Genomic DNA, 15,542 nt, shown 5'->3' on the forward strand with positions numbered 1-15,542 from the left:
CACGCCACCGATGCTGCCGCGGATATTGCGGCGCAAGGGTTTATGATCAGTTGAGAGCGAGCGGAAACCACAAGGAATCCTGGCGCGGGGACGGCCTATCCTAACGCGTCAGGCCGGCTCGGCGCTGATGCTGACCGTGTCGCCCTCGATCGAGAAGGCGATCTTCATCCCCGCGGCGCGCGCGACCATGCCGGTGTAAACCGGCTGGACCGCATGGGCGTCGATGGCGCCGTTCTCCGAACGGCCGGCGATCAGCTCCTCGACATGGGCGGGAATGCGCGCATGCGAGCCGGTGGCGGTGATGGCGAAGCTACCCTGCTCGCCGGTGACGGTGCAGCGGCTGGTGATCTTGCCGCCGCGCGGGATCGCCTGCGTCGCCAGCACGAGCAGGTTGAGCACGAGCTTGACCTGGTTCTTCGGCAGCAGGGCGCGCGGCGCCTCCCAGTCGAGCGAGAGCTTCTCGTCGTTGAGGAAGCCGTTGGCGACGGCGCCGGCGTCGCCAAGGTCGATCATCGCACCGGCCGAGCCGGCGGCACCGAAGGCGAGGCGGGCGAATTGCAGCCGGGCCGAGGCATTGCGCGCGCTCTTCTTGATCAGGTCGAGCGCGAAGTCCTTCATCGAGGGATCGTCTTCCTCGAGCACTTCGAGCGCGTTGACGATCGCGCCGACCGGGCTGATCACATCATGGCAGACGCGGCTGCAGAGAAGTGCGGCCAGATCGAGCGGCTCAAGCGAGATGGCGGTCATGATCCGGTCCTGCGGTCAAGAGAATCAGGGCGGCGCGCGCCCCATGTCGGTGGTGGAGCATGCGCCAGGCTGGTTTGCAGCTGGTTAACCATAGCTTCGGGGGCGCGCCCGGGCGGGAGTATGCGGATGTATCCTGCCGACATGCCCCGGCAAGATGGCTGCCAGAAGGCCAGCCGGCTTTTTCTTTACCGCACCATGCACTAGCTAATGACGTGATATCGCCGGAGGCGCCGCCCGGCATGGAACAGAGAATGGCACACGGCGCCGGCGAGACTGGTTCGAACGATGGCCATCGCTCACGACGATCCACGCCTGACCGACCGGGACGGGCTCGCGCGCGCCCTCGGCGAGGCGGCGCGGCGCACGGCCGCCGTCCTGCTAGCGAAGCGGGCGGCGCGAGACGTCAAGCTCAAGGCGGACGGCTCGCCGGTCTGCTCCGCCGACCTTGCCGCAGATCTCGCCGCCAAGCAGGCGCTGGCTGAGCTGCTGCCGGGCTTTCCGGTGGTCAGCGAGGAGAGCGTCGGCGAGGTCGCGCCGGCTTCCGTCTTCATCCTGCTCGATCCGCTCGACGGCACGCGTGAATTCCTCGCTTCCGGCGACAGCTATTGCGTCGCCATCGCCGTGATCCGGGACGGATGCCCGCTCGCCGGGGCGATCGCCGCGCCCGCCATCGGCCGGCTCTGGTTTGGCGGCGAGCGCAGTTTCACCCAGGACCTCGATGCCGAGGCGATGCCGCTCGGCGCGGCGCGGCAGGTCCATGTCCGGGCCGAGCCGGCGGAAGGGCCGTTGATGCTGGTGAGCCGCTTTCATGGCGACTCGGTCAGCGCCGGCGTCGCGGCCGCGGTCGCGAAAGGGGACGGCGCGCCGGTGTCGTCGGCCGTGAAGTTCGGGCTGATCGCCTCGGGCGAGGCCGATCTGCATGTGCGCGGCGGACCGACCATGGAATGGGACATTGCTGCCGGTGATGCGATCCTCGCCGCGGCCGGCGGCATCGTGTTGACCCTCGACGGGGAGAAACCCGGCTACGGCCATGCCGAGCGGGATTTCCGCAATCCGCCCTTCGTCGCGGCGAGCTGCGAGCGCCTGGCCCGGCTCGCAATCGAGAAGGCGGCGACCTGTCGCTGCGCTTGACCCGACTCAGCGCGCGATCGAGGTCGCGACGGCCGGCCAGCGCTGCTGGGCCTGCGCCCGCAAGGCAGCTTCGGTGACGAAACGCCGGCGGTTCTCGTCGCTGCGGAAGAAATAGAGCTGCGAGCCGATGACGACGAAGCGATGCGGATCGGCATCGACCGCGCGCCCATCCGCTACGCCGCTGGCGTCGAAGCCACCGAAACGCGGCGTGTAGACCTGCGGCGCCTCGCGGAAGGCATCGCGGTTGGCGGCGTTGGCAAAGCGCCAGACCGCGCCGTTATGAAGCAGTTCGTAGCCGGGCAGCCCTGGCACTGCGGCATCGTTCAGGAAATAGGCGACGGGATCGAAGCCGGAGAGCGCAAGGCCGGTGCGGTTGTCGCGCTGCATGACTTCGCCAACACTGGGGAGTTCCGGCAGGCCCGTGGGGAGTGCCGATGCCCGGCTCGTCTGCGCGGCAAGAAGCAACACGCAGCCCGTCACGATACCGGCGATCACGATCCCGGCATGCCTTGCTGCGGCCTTCATCGCCCACCAATCCTTGGTCGTTAGTCGCGTCACGGCGCATCCTGCGCCGCAGTTCACCGCTTGGATACACATACGGCGTATCCAGGAGGTTACCGTGACCGCGTGGATTCGCGCGGATCCGCCGTCGACGCCATCCCGGCAGGAGGCCGAATGCCCAATGCCCGGCGCTTGCCTGGAGACGATGAGATGAACTTTACCCGCCGCACCCTGCTCGCCAGCGCCCTGCTGCTCGGCGCGGGCCTGGCCGCCGGTCCCGCTGCCGCCCAGCCGGCCGAGCGCTCTTTCACCCAGAACGAACTGGTCAGCTCCGGCCACCAGTTCTTCGGCAATGTCTCGCGCGGCTTTGCTCTGACGGTCGAGGAAGCCGTGCGCCGCTGGGGCGAGCCGAACGGCTATGTACTCGGCCAGGAGGCATCGGGCGCCTTCGTCGGTGGCTTGCGCTTTGGCGAGGGCACGTTGTTCACCCGTAATGCCGGCGACCGCAAGGTATACTGGCAGGGGCCGTCGGTCGGCTTCGATTTCGGCGGCGACGGCGCCCGCACGATGATGCTGGTCTACAATCTGCCGAGCGTCAGCGCGCTCTATCAGCGCTTTGGCGGCGTCGACGGCTCGGTCTATTTCGTCGGCGGCTTCGGCTTCACCGCGCTGACGGCCGGAGGCGTCATGGTCGTGCCGATCCGCACCGGCGTCGGCTGGCGGCTCGGCGTCAACCTCGGCTATCTCAAGTTCACGCCCGAGGCGACCTGGAACCCGTTCTGACCTGATAATTGCCGGCTGCTGGCCTTATCTATCAAGGCATGGCAGCCTGAGCTCGGGCTGATCACAGATATGGGAGCCGCCCCGCCTTGATCGAAGCCGCCATGCTCGTTGCGCTCGGCTTCCTGTCGGCAAGCCTGCTCGCCCTTGCGGCTTTGCCGGCGCTGAGCCGCAGGGCCGACAGGCTGGCACGGCGCCGGGCGGAAGCTGCATTCCCCCTGTCGCTCGCCGAGATCGCAGCCGACCGCGACCACCTGCGCGCCGAACTGGCGGTCCGCGAACGGGTGCTGGAACAGAAGGCCGAGAGCGGCTTTGCCGCCAAAGCCGGTGCGATGAACGAGATCGGCCGGCGCGACATGACGATCGGCCGGCTGGAAACCGACCTCAGCGAGCGCAGGCAGCGGATCGAGGCGCTCGAGAGCGAGCTTGCACAGAGGACGCGGGAGCTGGCGCAGACGCGCGAGGCATTGGCCAGCGAAAGCGCCGGTCACCAGACCACGCAGGCGACCTTGTCGAGCCGCGTCAGCGATCTTGCTGCCGTGGAGGCCCAGCTTGCCGAGACCCGCCAGGCGCTCAGCGGCACCTCGGCCGATCTCGCCGCCCGCAGCCATGAGCTCGCCGAGCTGAGGACGCTGCACGAGAAGGCCGGGACGACGCTCGCCGAGCGCGACCAGGCGCTGTCGGCGCTCACCAGCGAACATGACCGCCAGCGTGTCGCCCTGGTCGAGGCCGGCACGCTCAGGCTCACGCTGGAGGCCGGGCGCGACGATCTTTCGACTCGCCTTACCACGGCCGAGACGGCGCTGGCCGAGGCGCGCACGAATCTCTCCACCATGAGATTGGACCGTGACAGCGAGAGATTGCGGGCCGACGCTCTTTCGACGCGCGCGAACGAGGCCGAAGCTGCGCTGCGCACGGCCGATGCGAACGCCATCAAGCTCGGCGCCGAGATCGCAAGACAGGAGGCGGCGATGACGCAGGCATCCGCCGAGCAGGCTGAGACGTTAGCCAGGATCAAGGCGCTGGAGAGCAGGATCGAGGCCGCCGCTGCGACCGAGGCCCGCCTGAAGGAGCAGATGGCGGGCGAGGCCGCTGCTCATCGCGCCGCTCTGCGCGAGCGCGAGGAGATGGCCGAGGCGCTGCATGCCGAGATCGGCACCGTACAGGGCGCTCGTGACCAGGCTCGCGCCGATCGAGCGGGCTTGAAGCGCGAGCTCGCGGCGCTGCGCAAGCAGAATGGCGGCAAGGCTGCCGGCGAAGCGGCCTTGCGCCAGGAGATCGTGCGGCTGGCCGATGCGCTGCTGGTCGCGTCGGAAAGCCGCGAGGCGGCGGAATAGGCTCCTGCCGGCTAGGGCTTTCCACCTCTGTCGAACATGTTCTAGGGAAGAGGCGGTCGTTTTCGCGGCCGGCGGTTTCGGTTGGGATGATGACGGATATCGTTTGTATCGGTGAGCCTCTCGGCGAGTTCAACGCGACACGAGGCGAGGCCGGCGCCTACCGTTTCGGCCTTGGCGGCGACACCTCCAATTGCGCGATCGCGGCGGCGCGCCAGGGCGCCAAGGTCGCCTATGTCGGCGCACTCGGCGACGATGAGCCGGGCCGTACGTTCCGAACCGCGTGGGCTGAAGAAGGCGTCGACGACAGGCATGTCTCGACGCATCCTTCGGCGCCGACCGGGCTCTATTTCGTCTCCCACGGCCCGCAGGGCCATGTCTTCTCCTATCTGCGCGCCGGTTCGGCCGCGAGCCTCTATGGCCCCTCGCAGTTGCCTGGGGATCTCATCGCTTCGGCCAAGGTGATCCAGGCCTCCGGCATCAGCCAGGCGATCTCGGCGAGCGCCTGCGATGCGGTGTTCGAAGCCTTCGCGATTGCGCGCGAGAACGGCGTGCTCACCGCCTATGACACCAACCTCAGGCTCAAGCTCTGGCCGCTGACGCGGGCGCGGGCGACCGTCCACGCCGCTTGCGAGATGGCCGACATCGTCCTGCCGGGCGACGGCGACGCCAAGCTGCTGACCGGGCTGGAGCAGCCCGACGCCATCGTCGATTTCTATCTCAAGCTCGGCGCCAAGGTCGTGGCGCTGACGCTCGGCCATGAGGGCTCGCTGGTCGCGACGCCGGATAGCCGCCGGCGCTTCGTGCCGATCAAGGTCGATGCGATCGACGCGACCGGTGCCGGCGACTGCTATGACGGTGCCTTCCTCGCCGAATACATCCGCACGGGCGATGCCTTCGCTGCCGGCGCCTATGCCAATGTCGCGGCGGCGCTGTCGACGCAGGGCTACGGCGCGGTGGCGCCGTTGCCACGCCGTGCCGACGTGGAAGCGCGTATCACACAAGAGGCGGCCGGCCGGGCATGAGCGTTCCAGTCCTGATGGAAGCGGGCGCGCTGCTCGCCCGCTACGATGTGCTGATCAGCGATGTCTGGGGCGTCGTCCATGACGGCGTGCTGGCGCTTGATCCGGCCTGTGACGCCCTGATGCGCTATCGCGAGGGCGGCGGCACCGTGGTGCTGCTCTCGAACGCGCCGGGCCCGTCGGCGCAGGTCGCCCACGTGATCGACGGCAAGCGCGTGCCGCGCGCCGCCTGGGACCGGCTGGTGACCTCGGGCGACGTGACGCGCGCCCTGATCGCCGAGACGCATCTGCGCAAGGCCTACCATATCGGCTGGGCGCAGGACCGGGCGGTGTTCGAGGGCTTCGATATCGAAATCGTCGGCGAGGAGGAAGCCGAGTTCGTCGTCGCGACCGAACTCAACGATTATCGCCGCGAGCAGCCGGAACAGTACCGGCCGCTGCTGTCGCGCTTCGCCAAGCGGGGGCTACCGTTCATCTGCGGCAATCCCGATCTCGTGGTCCATGTCGGCCATGATCTGCTGCCCTGCGCCGGGGCGCTGGCGACGATCTATGAGGAGCTCGGCGGCCATGTCGCCTGGGCCGGCAAGCCGCACCGCCCGGCCTATGACCTCGCGCTCGCGGCTGCCCGCGAGGCGCGGGGAGGGCGCGACGTCGATCCCGCCCGCGTGCTCGTCATCGGCGATGCCGTGCGCACCGATCTTGCCGGCGCGAAGATGATGGGCTTCGACAGCCTGTTTATCGCTGGCGGCATCCACCGCGACGAGACGATCCGCGATGGCTCTATCGTTCCCGACGGGCTTGCCCGTGTGCTGGCTGCGCACCGGCCGTTGCCAATCGCGGCGATGGCGGCGCTGGGCTGATCACACCGGCGGCGGGTTCGCCTTGCGGATCCGCTCGCCGATCGCGTGATAGAGGCCATCGAGCGGGCGGAAGACGAAACGCACCGTCGAGCGGCCGGGCGACACCTGCACGGCGCGGAAGATGACGTTGGCGCGCAGAAGCTCGGCCGGCTTGCCGTCGACCTCGACCTGCCACCAGGGCTGCCAGACATCGTTCAGCACGACGAAGCCGCCGCGCGGTGCCTCGACATCCAGCAGCACCTCGGTCGTGCCGTAATTGCGGATGCGCACGCTGCCTGCCTGCGCCGGGCCGGTCGGCAGCGGTGGGGGGGCCTTGTCGAAGAGGACGGTGCGGCGTGGGTCGAAGCTCGCCGGCCATTGTCCGCTCTTCAGGATGGCGCCGAAATCGGCAGCTTGCGCTTCGGTGACGAGGAGCACGCGCGGCAAGGCGCGCGGGTTCTCGTAGACATAGGCGTCCTTCGTCCGCGCGATCTGGACGAGGTCGCCGGGCTTCAGCCGCTTGTCGATCTCCTCGACCGGGACGCCGGTCGCGATGAAGCGCAGGCCGAGCATGTCGGCGAGCAGCGAGCGATAGGACGGCATCAGCGGCGAGAAGGTGCGCTGATCCGGTAGGGCAACGTGGTCGCCGGCGCCTGTCACCTGGCTGTAGAGGCCAAGCCGCAGCGGATTGTAGCCGAGGGTGTTGTCGAGTCCGTGCACCAGACTGGCATTGGGCCAATGGAAGTCGATGCCGGCGAGCTCGATGCGATCGCGCCGGTCGGGGCCGGCGGTGCGGGCGGTCTCGCGCTTCAGCAGCGCGATGGTCTCGTTGTCGCTGTCGGCGCGCAGCACCTCGTACATCCCAGCTGGCAAGGCGGTCGACTCGCTCGGGCCGTTGTTGACCGAGAGGTCCACGACCATTGTCGCGGCGAGGATGATGCTCGCAGCCATGCCGGCGCCCTGCAACGCAAGCCCACGTGCCGCGACCAGCGCGCCTGCGACCAGCATCAGGCAGAGCCCGCTTGTCACCAGGGGCACGAAGGCGACGTGCAGCCGGCCGATCGTCCAGGCCAGCCAGATCGCGGCGGCGAACCCCGCCAGCAGAAGCAGGATCTCGAGCCCGATTTGCCAGCGGCGCGGGCGTGGCGCGGTATCGGTCAGGACGAGATGGGTGAGATAGCCGCCGAGGATCGAAAGCAGCGCGCCGAGGATGAAGAGCGCATCGGCCGGGCGGCGGTAGAAATCGATGCCCGGCAGATGGAAGAGCAGGGCAAAGCCCGGCGTGTAGCGGCCGAGCGCGAAGACCAGCACGATCAGTGCCGCGGCGCTGAGCGCGACGATCTCGCGCCGCAGCAGGGCGCCGCGGACGATGCCGACACCGACGACGAGCAGGATCGGCAGCAGGCCGAGATAGAGCTCGCCCATATTGCGGGCGAGATAGAGGTCGAGCGGGCCGAAGCGCTTCTCCCAGGCCGGGCTGGGCGGACCCCAGAAATTCTCCAGCGGCCCCGAGGCGCCGTAGAGATTGGCGATCAGCCCGGTCAGCAGCGATCCGGGATGCAGCGAGCCCTTGCCGGCCCCGGCGAGATCGATCACCGGCCGGTTCGACTCTTCTGCCAGGACGGCAGTGAGCAGGATCGGGATCGTTGCGACCAGCGTGGCGCCAAGTACCCCGAGCAGCAACGGCATCAGGCTGGCACGCAGCGCCGCCAGCGGCTTGTCGGCCATGGCGATGGCGGCGAGCACCAGCCCGGCGAGGACGTAGACGCCGAGCAGCGCGACCTGGTCGCGCCCGAGCACCATGAAGCCGGCGGCGACACCGGCCGCGAAGCCATAGCGCCAGGAGCTGCGTTCGAGCGCGCGCGAGAGCAGCAGCAGCGTCACCGCGAAATAGGACAGGCTCAGCACCTGCCCGACATGCTGGATGCGCCAGGCGGCGGCCGCGCCGAAAGCGAAGGAGAGCGCGCAGACGACCGCTCCGGCCGGGTGCCAGCCGCGATCGCGGAAGAGCAGGACGAGGCAGAGCGCGCCGGCGAGGAGCGAACCGAGCAGGGCGCCGTCGCTCCAGCGGAAATCCGGCGTCGGATTGAGCAGGGCGATCAGGAAGAAAGGCGGCGAGAAGATCAGCGATTGCGGATCGGCGACCTGCGGCGATCCTGCGAAGACGAAGGGCGTCCAGAACGGCGAGAGGCCCTTGTGCAGGGCGCTGGCGAGGAATTGCAGCTGCGGGTGGAAATGCGCCTTGGCGTCCCAGGGTACGGTGACCGCGCCGGAGAGCCAGGGCCAGGACAGAGCGAGCCAGCCGGCGCAGACCAGCAGCATCACCCTGGCGGTCGGCCAGGGCGCGGGCGGCAGCTCGGTCTCGTGGTGGTCCCGATCTGGCAGGGGAGCATCGGACATCAGGGCTTCCTGCCCCAGGTCCGGGGCGCGATCAATGCTCGCGCCGGTCAATCCTTGGGCGCGGCACGCGCCATCAGTGCGTCCATGTCGATGAAGTGGCCGGCGCGATCGCGCTTCGAGGCGAGATATCGGACATTGTGGACATTCGGGCGGCCCAGCACGCGCTGGGTCGCGGCGACTTCGAGGCCGGCGGCCTTGATCGCCCCGATCTTCAGCGGGTTGTTGGTCAGGGCGGTGACGCTGGAGACGCCGAGCTGCTTCAGCATCGCGGCGGCGAAGTCGAAATGGCGCTGGTCGAGATCGAAGCCGAGCACCTCGTCGGCATCATAGGTGTCCCAGCCCTGGCTCTGCAGCTTGTAGGCGCGCATCTTGTTGGAGATGCCGTTGCCGCGGCCTTCCTGGTCGAGATAGAGCAGGATGCCGCCCTCGTTCTCTGCCATCCACTGCACGGTCTCGCGCAGCTGGTCGCCGCAATCGCATTTCAGCGAGCCGAACAGGTCGCCGGTCAGGCAGGCCGAGTGCAGCCGCACCGGCACGGCGGTCGACAGGTCCGGCTTGCCGACGATGATTGCGACCTGGTCACGCAGGCCCTCGCCGCCACGGAAGACGACGAACTCGGTCTCGGGCGCGCCCTCCAGCGGCACCGGGGCGCGGCCTACGATGGCAAGGCGCGCGACCTGCGCGGCGCGGTAGCCGTTGACGGCGTCGATCGTGACCTCGATCAGCGGCTCGCCGGCGACCTGCGCGGCCTGGACCGGGACGAGGATCACCGCTGGCAGCACCAGCGCGAGGCGGGCGAGTTCGAGCGCGGCGTTGTCGAGCGCACCCGCCGGCCCGACGGGAGCATCGACGCGGGCATCAATCTTCAGGGCGAGCGCCTCGATGCGGGAGAGATCAATCGCCGGCATGGCGAGGATACCGGTCTCGGCGCGCCCTTTAGCGCCGAGACGGCGCAGGCGCGCGGCGCTCAGCACGAGGCGAGCCTTGCCGACGGAGAGGGAATCGAGACGGGCGGTGAGATCGGCCTCGGCGAGCTCGGCCGACAGGGCCAGCGCCAGCTCCTCGCCCTGGCGCAGCAGTACCGGGCGGGCAGCGCGGAACTCGGCGAGAGCGCGGTCGACGGCGACCAGATCGGTTTCACCCGGCCGGTCGAAGAGCTTACGCGACTGAGGCATCGGAAAGTCCGTCAGATTGCGCCCGAAGGCGCGGAGGAATGTGAGCTAGTTACGCGCGTCTCGCCTGGACAGATGCATCCGATGCAACACCGCGTTCCTACAACGTATCCGTTCCTGCGTGGTTCCCAAGACAGTACCCGCAACCGCCTGATCGGCAGCCGATTGCAGACTGGCCTATAAAAGCGCGAGATTGAACACCAGATGAATGGTCGTGGCAGCGGACCGTGACCAGATATGGCGAGCGAGAGCGCGTAAGGGAAATGACGCAGGGGCATGACCCGGTAACGCCAGGCGCGGGACGCGGCGCCGTCTACAGTCCGACAGCGCGCGCGCTGCACTGGATCACGGTCGCGGCGGTGTTCGTGATGATCCCGCTCGGGCTCGCCATGACCTATCGCGGCAACACGCTCGACATCTGGGACGGCGTGACCGACGCACTCTATTCGACGCATAAATCGATCGGCTTCCTCGTGCTCTGGCTCAGCGCCGGCCGGCTGATCTACCGGCTGGTCCATGGCGCGCCGCCTGACGAGCCGACGCTGGAATGGTGGCAGAAAGCCGCCTCGCATCTCGTGCATTGGGCCCTCTACGGTCTGCTGCTGGTCGTGCCGCTGCTCGGCTGGATCGGCGTCTCGCTGTTTCCGTCGCTGACAGTGTTCAACCTGTTCGACCTGCCGGCGCTCACTGCGCCGAACGAGGAGACAGCCAAGCGCGTGCTTTCAGTCCATGGCTGGCTCGCGATCCTGCTGGCGCTGCTGGTCTGTGCGCATATCGGCGCGGCGCTGTTCCACTATTTCATCCGCAAGGACGGCGTGCTGCGCCGGATGCTGCCGGGGCTGAAATAGGGCTCACCATTCCGTCGGCGGCGCGTTTCCTTCGTCGATCTCCGCCAGCCGGCGGCGCGTGCCCGGCGTCGTCCTGTCCGGCAGGGCCGAAAGCGGGAAGAAGCGCGCCTCGGCGATCTCGTGATCCGGCTGCTTCGGCGCGCTCTGCGTGAACGCGCGCACGATGAAGACGGCGACATGGTCGCGCACGGAGACATGGCGGTTGAGAAAGACCCCGTGCAGCAGCGCCGGGCCGGTCAGCGCGATATTGGCCTCCTCGCGCAGTTCCTTGGCGAGAGCGTCGAGAAGCGTCTCGTCCGGCTCGACGCCGCCGCCGGGCATATGCCAGCCCGGCGTATAGGTGTGGCGTACCAAAAGGACCTCGCCAGCCTCGCTCAGCACAGCGGCGCGAACGCCGAGCGTCATGCCGCGGCGCAGGCGGAAATAAAGATGCAGGGCACGGCCGGCGAGCCGCCGGAGGCCGCGCGGCACAAGCTCGATTCCCGATGCGCTGGAGCGCGGGCCGGATCCGTCCTCGCTGCTCACGATGCGGGCAAATCCTGATGCCGGGTTAATTGTCTATGCAATGGACGCATAACGGAACTCTGTTTGCCCTCTCGATATAACACAAACGCGCCTTAAATAGGGGTCACAAGCTCACACCGTTACCGCTGGGGAAATTACCATGCTTCTCGCTTTCATCACTGCCCGTCTGAACGCCAAGCCCCGCTTCGTCTGGAAGCCGGCTGTCACCCTGACCGATCCGCGCATCGTCTCGGAGCTGATGGGCTCGGCCAACTGAGCCTTTCAGGCTGCGTCATCTTCGCCCGCCGCCGCCGTCATGCTTGACGCGGCGCGGGCGTTGAAGGCAAGCGCTGGAGTGTGTTCACGCTCGCGCATCTCTCCGACCCGCATCTCGGGCCGCTGACCAAGTTCTCGCTGCGCGAGCTGATCGGCAAGCGTGCGACCGGATATGTCAACTGGCGACGCAAGCGGCGCCATGCCCATGACATGGAAATCCTCGGGCTGATCGTCGCCGACATCCTGGCGCAAAAGCCCGACCACATCGCCTGCACCGGCGATGTCTCCCATATCGGCCTGCCGACCGAGTTCAAGACGGCGCTCTCCTTCCTCGACACGCTCGGACCGCGCGACGCCGTCAGCTTCGTGCCGGGCAATCACGATTGCTATGCGCGCTCGTCACTGTCGGCGCTGGCGCGCGAGCTCGCGCCCTGGTGCGCCAGCGATGACGGGCAGGCCGGCTATCCCTGGTATCGCCAGCGCGGCCCGGTCGCGCTGATCGGGATGAACACCGGCATTCCGACCATGCCGCTGATGGCGACCGGGCGCGTCGGCTCGGCTCAGATCGCCGTCACCGAGAAGCTGCTGGCGCAAGCCAAGGCCGATGGGCTGATCCGCGTCGTACTGATCCACCATCCGCCCTATGTCGGCGGCGCGCGGCGCACGCGTGAACTGGTCGACGCCGATGCCTTCGAGGCGATGCTGCGCCGGGCCGGGGCGGAGCTCATCCTGCACGGCCACAATCATCGCTTCTCGCTGGCCTGGCGGCGGGGTCTCGACCACGACGTGCCGATCGTCGGGGTGCCTTCGGCCTCGATTGGCCTGCGCGGCGGTCATGCCGAGCTCGCCTGCTGGCACCTACTGCGCATCGAGGGGCCTGCGGCGGCCCCTCGCATCAGCCTGGAGCGCCGTGCCTTCGATCTCGACGGCACGGTCAAGCTACTGCAGTCGATGCCGCTGACGGGCGGTGGGCTGGTCTGAGCTCTTGGTCATTCCGGGGCTTCGCGTAGCGAAGAGCCTGGAACCCAGAACCGATGCCATTCTCCAGATGAGGCGCCACTATCGTCGCCTCCCCGATCACCGTCATTGGTTCTGGGTTCCGGGCTCAGGCCTGTGGCCTGCCCCGGAATAGCGGCGTAGCCGTCAGACGCAGCGGCCGCCGTCGACCGCCAGCACCGAGCCGGTCACCATCTCGGACTCGTCCGAGCACAGGAACAGAGCGGCGTTGGCGATGTCCTGCGGCGTCGAGAAGCGGCCCCAGGGAATCGTCGCGGTGAAGGCCTTGCGCTTCTCCGGCGTGTCCTCGCCCATGAAGGTCGCGAGCAGCGGCGTCTCACCGGCGACCGGTGCGATGGCGTTGACGCGGATCCTGTCCGGCGCGAGTTCGACCGCCATCGATTTGGAGAGCAGGTTCGCGGCGCCCTTCGAGCCGTTGTACCAGGTCAGGCCCGGGCGAGGGCGCACACCGGCGGTCGAGCCGATATTGAGGATGACGCCGCCGCCATGCTCGCGGAAATGCGGCACCGTCGCCCTGGCCATCAGGAAGATCGACTTCACGTTGACGTCGAAGACGCGGTCGAACTCGGCCTCGGTGACATCCAGCATTGGCTGGTTGCGATGGCTGATGCCGGCATTGTTGACGACGATGTCGAGCCGCTCGAAGCGCTTGATCACCTTGGCCACGGCCGCATCGACGCTCTTGGCCTTGCCGACATCGCAGGCGACGGCGAAAGCCTTGCGGCCGATCGCCTTGGCGGCCTCGCGGGCCTTGTCGCCGTTGATGTCGAGCACCGCGACCCGCGCACCCTCGCGCACGAAGATCTCGGCGATGCCGAGGCCAAAGCCCTGCGCTGCGCCGGTGATCAGCGCCGTCTTGCCCTTGAGTCTCATGGTGTTCCCTCGGAAAGCGTTTTGCCGAGTGACTGTGGGGCGATTTGGCGGCCGAGATAAATACGCTTTCGCGATTGGCCGGATAGCGGAATTGTATGGGCTGGTCGGCGGATCGCGCAGCTTGGCGTTGTCGTCATGGTCGGGCTTGTCCCGACCATCCACGTCTTCGTCGATCGAGGACAGCGTTCAAGACGTGGATGCTCGGCACAAGGCCGAGCATGACGGAGAGAGCGCTTGTCGCCTTACGCCCCGATTTCCTCGCGCAGCATCTCCAGCTCGAGCCAGCGCTCCTCTGTCTGCGCGATCTCGCGCGTGACCTCGTCGAGCCTCGCCGTCGCCTTGGCGAAGAGTTTTGGATCGCGGGTGTAGAGGTCGCCGGCCAGCGCCGTATTGAGCTTGCCAGCTTCGGCCTGCAGCTTGTCGAGCTGCTGTGGCAGGGTCTTCAGCGCATGCTGCTCGTTGAAGGAGAGCTTGCGCTTCGCAGCAGCGGCGCTGGCGGTCGGGGCGGGCGTCGCTGACGCCACTGCCGATCCCTTCACCGGAACGGCCCGTGCCTTGGCCCCGACGCCGCGGCCGCGCTGGGCCAGCATGTCGGAATAACCGCCGGCGAACTCGGTCCAGACGCCGTCGCCATCCGAGATCAGGGTCGAGGAGACCACCCGGTCGAGGAAGTCGCGGTCATGGCTGACCAGCAGGGCGGTGCCGCCATAGTCGGCGAGCAATTCCTGCAGCAGGTCGAGCGTCTCGATGTCGAGATCGTTGGTCGGTTCGTCGAGCACGAGGAGGTTGGAGGGCTTGGCGAGGGAGCGGGCCAGCATCAGCCGGCCACGCTCGCCGCCGGACAGCGCACCGACCGCGGTGCCGCGCTGGATCGGCTGGAACAGGAAGTCCTTCATGTAGCTGATGACGTGGCGCGGCGTGCCGCCGACCATGACCTGGTCCGAGCCGCCGCCAGTCAGCGCGTCGCCGAGCGGCGTCGCCGGGTCGAGGCTTTCGCGGCGCTGGTCGAGCGTCACCATTTCGAGGGTGGCGCCGAGCTTGACCCTGCCTGAATCGGGCTTCAGCGCGCCGGTGAGCAGGTTGATCAGCGTCGTCTTGCCGGCGCCGTTGGGGCCGACGATGCCGATGCAGTCGCCGCGGGCGACGCGCAGCGAGAAATCCTTGACCACCGGCCGGCCGTCATAGGCCTTGGCGATGTCGACGGCTTCGATCACCAGCTTGCCGGAAGCCTGCGCCTCGCTCGCTTCCAGCCTGACCGAGCCGACGGCGTGGCGGGCGGTGCGGCGCTGCTCGCGCAGGCCATGCAACTCACCGAGCCGGCGCTGGTTACGGGTGCGCCTTGCGCTGACGCCGTAGCGCAGCCAGTCTTCCTCGCGGGCGATCTTGCGGTCGAGCTTGTGGCGGTCGAGTTCCTCCTGCGCCAGCACCTCGTCACGCCAGGCCTCGAACTCGCCGAAGCCGCGCTCGACACGGCGGGTCACGCCGCGGTCGAGCCAGATCGTGGCGCGCGAGAGCGAGCTCAGGAAGCGACGGTCGTGGCTGATCAGCACCATGGCCGAGCGCAGCGATTTCAGCTCCTGCTCGAGCCATTCGATCACCGGCAGGTCGAGATGGTTGGTCGGCTCGTCGAGCAAGAGGATATCGGGCTCGGGCGCGAGCACGCGGGCAAGCGCGGCACGGCGCGATTCGCCGCCCGACATGCTGGCGGGGTCTTCCTCGCCGGTCAGGCCCAGTTCCTCGATCAGGTATTGCGCACGATAGGCATCGTCGCCGGGACCCAGGCCCGCCTCGACATAGGCGAGCGAGGTCTTGTAGCCGGAGAAGTCGGGCTCCTGCGGCAGATAGCGGATAGTCGCGCCCGGCTGGACGAAGCGCTCGGCGTTGTCGGGCTCGACCAGCCCAGCCACGATCTTGAGCAGGGTTGACTTGCCGGAGCCGTTGCGGCCGACCAAGCAGACCCGCTCGCCGGCCGAGACGGCGATTTCCGCGCCCTCCAGCAAGGGTTGGCCGCCGAAGGTGAGCGCGACGTCGCGAAGGTGGAGCAAAGGAGCCATGGCGGGCGGGATATCGCATCGGGCCGAAAAGTGGAAACCACTTT

Annotated in this window: 14 protein-coding genes; 7 read left to right on the plus strand and 7 right to left on the minus strand. The window is 68.1% G+C overall.

What is annotated here, in order from left to right:
* Positions 1–108: 108 nt before the first annotated feature.
* Complete coding sequence (gene chpT / locus AC1DS0_RS06165; RefSeq protein WP_476813485.1) at positions 109–747, minus strand: histidine phosphotransferase ChpT; 639 nt, start codon at positions 745–747, stop codon at positions 109–111.
* Positions 748–1,032: 285 nt separating this feature from the next.
* Between chpT and AC1DS0_RS06170 the strand changes: the two genes are divergently transcribed.
* Positions 1,033–1,878 carry a 3'(2'),5'-bisphosphate nucleotidase CysQ family protein gene (locus tag AC1DS0_RS06170; protein ID WP_476813486.1) on the plus strand — a complete coding sequence of 282 codons (846 nt, stop codon included), beginning with the start codon at positions 1,033–1,035 and terminating at the stop codon, positions 1,876–1,878.
* Between the two features lie 6 nt (positions 1,879–1,884).
* Here AC1DS0_RS06170 and AC1DS0_RS06175 read toward each other — a convergent pair whose 3' ends face one another.
* Positions 1,885–2,436: a YHS domain-containing (seleno)protein gene (locus tag AC1DS0_RS06175; RefSeq protein WP_476813487.1), complete on the minus strand. Its 552-nt coding sequence runs from the start codon at positions 2,434–2,436 to the stop codon at positions 1,885–1,887.
* A 153-nt stretch (positions 2,437–2,589) separates the two neighbouring features.
* Here AC1DS0_RS06175 and AC1DS0_RS06180 point away from each other — a divergent pair, with 153 nt between their 5' ends.
* The 4 genes from AC1DS0_RS06180 (at position 2,590) to AC1DS0_RS06195 (ending at position 6,375) form a co-directional block, all read left to right on the plus strand.
* A complete protein-coding gene (locus AC1DS0_RS06180; RefSeq protein ID WP_476813488.1) occupies positions 2,590–3,162 on the plus strand; it encodes a DUF1134 domain-containing protein in 573 nt (190 codons plus the stop codon).
* 86 nt (positions 3,163–3,248) lie between these two features.
* Positions 3,249–4,496, plus strand: a complete 1,248-nt coding sequence (locus AC1DS0_RS06185; RefSeq protein ID WP_476813489.1) for a coiled-coil domain-containing protein — start codon at positions 3,249–3,251, stop codon at positions 4,494–4,496.
* Positions 4,497–4,585: 89 nt separating this feature from the next.
* On the plus strand, positions 4,586–5,518 hold the full coding sequence (locus AC1DS0_RS06190; protein WP_476813490.1) for a sugar kinase: 933 nt from the start codon (positions 4,586–4,588) through the stop codon (positions 5,516–5,518).
* The gene (locus AC1DS0_RS06195) at positions 5,515–6,375 is read left to right on the plus strand and encodes a TIGR01459 family HAD-type hydrolase (RefSeq protein ID WP_476813491.1); all 861 of its coding nucleotides are present in this window, start codon (positions 5,515–5,517) and stop codon (positions 6,373–6,375) included. The genes AC1DS0_RS06190 and AC1DS0_RS06195 overlap by 4 nt, the downstream gene beginning before the upstream one ends.
* On the opposite strand, the gene AC1DS0_RS06200 is transcribed toward AC1DS0_RS06195, so the two are convergent.
* Both AC1DS0_RS06200 and ribA read right to left on the minus strand, forming a co-directional pair.
* Positions 6,376–8,754 carry a glycosyltransferase family protein gene (locus AC1DS0_RS06200; protein WP_476813492.1) on the minus strand — a complete coding sequence of 793 codons (2,379 nt, stop codon included), beginning with the start codon at positions 8,752–8,754 and terminating at the stop codon, positions 6,376–6,378.
* A 47-nt stretch (positions 8,755–8,801) separates the two neighbouring features.
* On the minus strand, positions 8,802–9,929 hold the full coding sequence (gene ribA, locus AC1DS0_RS06205) for a GTP cyclohydrolase II RibA (RefSeq protein ID WP_476813493.1): 1,128 nt from the start codon (positions 9,927–9,929) through the stop codon (positions 8,802–8,804).
* A gap of 260 nt (positions 9,930–10,189) precedes the next feature.
* On the opposite strand from ribA, the gene AC1DS0_RS06210 reads away from it, so the two are divergent.
* Entirely contained in the window at positions 10,190–10,774 is a 585-nt protein-coding gene (locus AC1DS0_RS06210) for a cytochrome b (protein ID WP_476813494.1), read from the plus strand.
* A 3-nt stretch (positions 10,775–10,777) separates the two neighbouring features.
* Here AC1DS0_RS06210 and AC1DS0_RS06215 read toward each other — a convergent pair whose 3' ends face one another.
* Positions 10,778–11,254: an NUDIX domain-containing protein gene (locus AC1DS0_RS06215; protein WP_476813559.1), complete on the minus strand. Its 477-nt coding sequence runs from the start codon at positions 11,252–11,254 to the stop codon at positions 10,778–10,780.
* Between the two features lie 381 nt (positions 11,255–11,635).
* Here AC1DS0_RS06215 and AC1DS0_RS06220 point away from each other — a divergent pair, with 381 nt between their 5' ends.
* Positions 11,636–12,535, plus strand: coding sequence for a metallophosphoesterase family protein (locus AC1DS0_RS06220; RefSeq protein WP_476813495.1), 900 nt, complete (start codon positions 11,636–11,638; stop codon positions 12,533–12,535).
* Between the two features lie 162 nt (positions 12,536–12,697).
* On the opposite strand, the gene AC1DS0_RS06225 is transcribed toward AC1DS0_RS06220, so the two are convergent.
* Together AC1DS0_RS06225 and AC1DS0_RS06230 are read right to left on the minus strand one after the other, a co-directional pair.
* Positions 12,698–13,444, minus strand: coding sequence for a glucose 1-dehydrogenase (locus tag AC1DS0_RS06225; RefSeq protein ID WP_476813496.1), 747 nt, complete (start codon positions 13,442–13,444; stop codon positions 12,698–12,700).
* Positions 13,445–13,686: 242 nt separating this feature from the next.
* Complete coding sequence (locus AC1DS0_RS06230; RefSeq protein ID WP_476813497.1) at positions 13,687–15,498, minus strand: ABC-F family ATP-binding cassette domain-containing protein; 1,812 nt, start codon at positions 15,496–15,498, stop codon at positions 13,687–13,689.
* Positions 15,499–15,542 lie beyond the last annotated feature (44 nt).

The organism is Allobosea sp. P4_H5 (genome assembly GCF_056400825.1).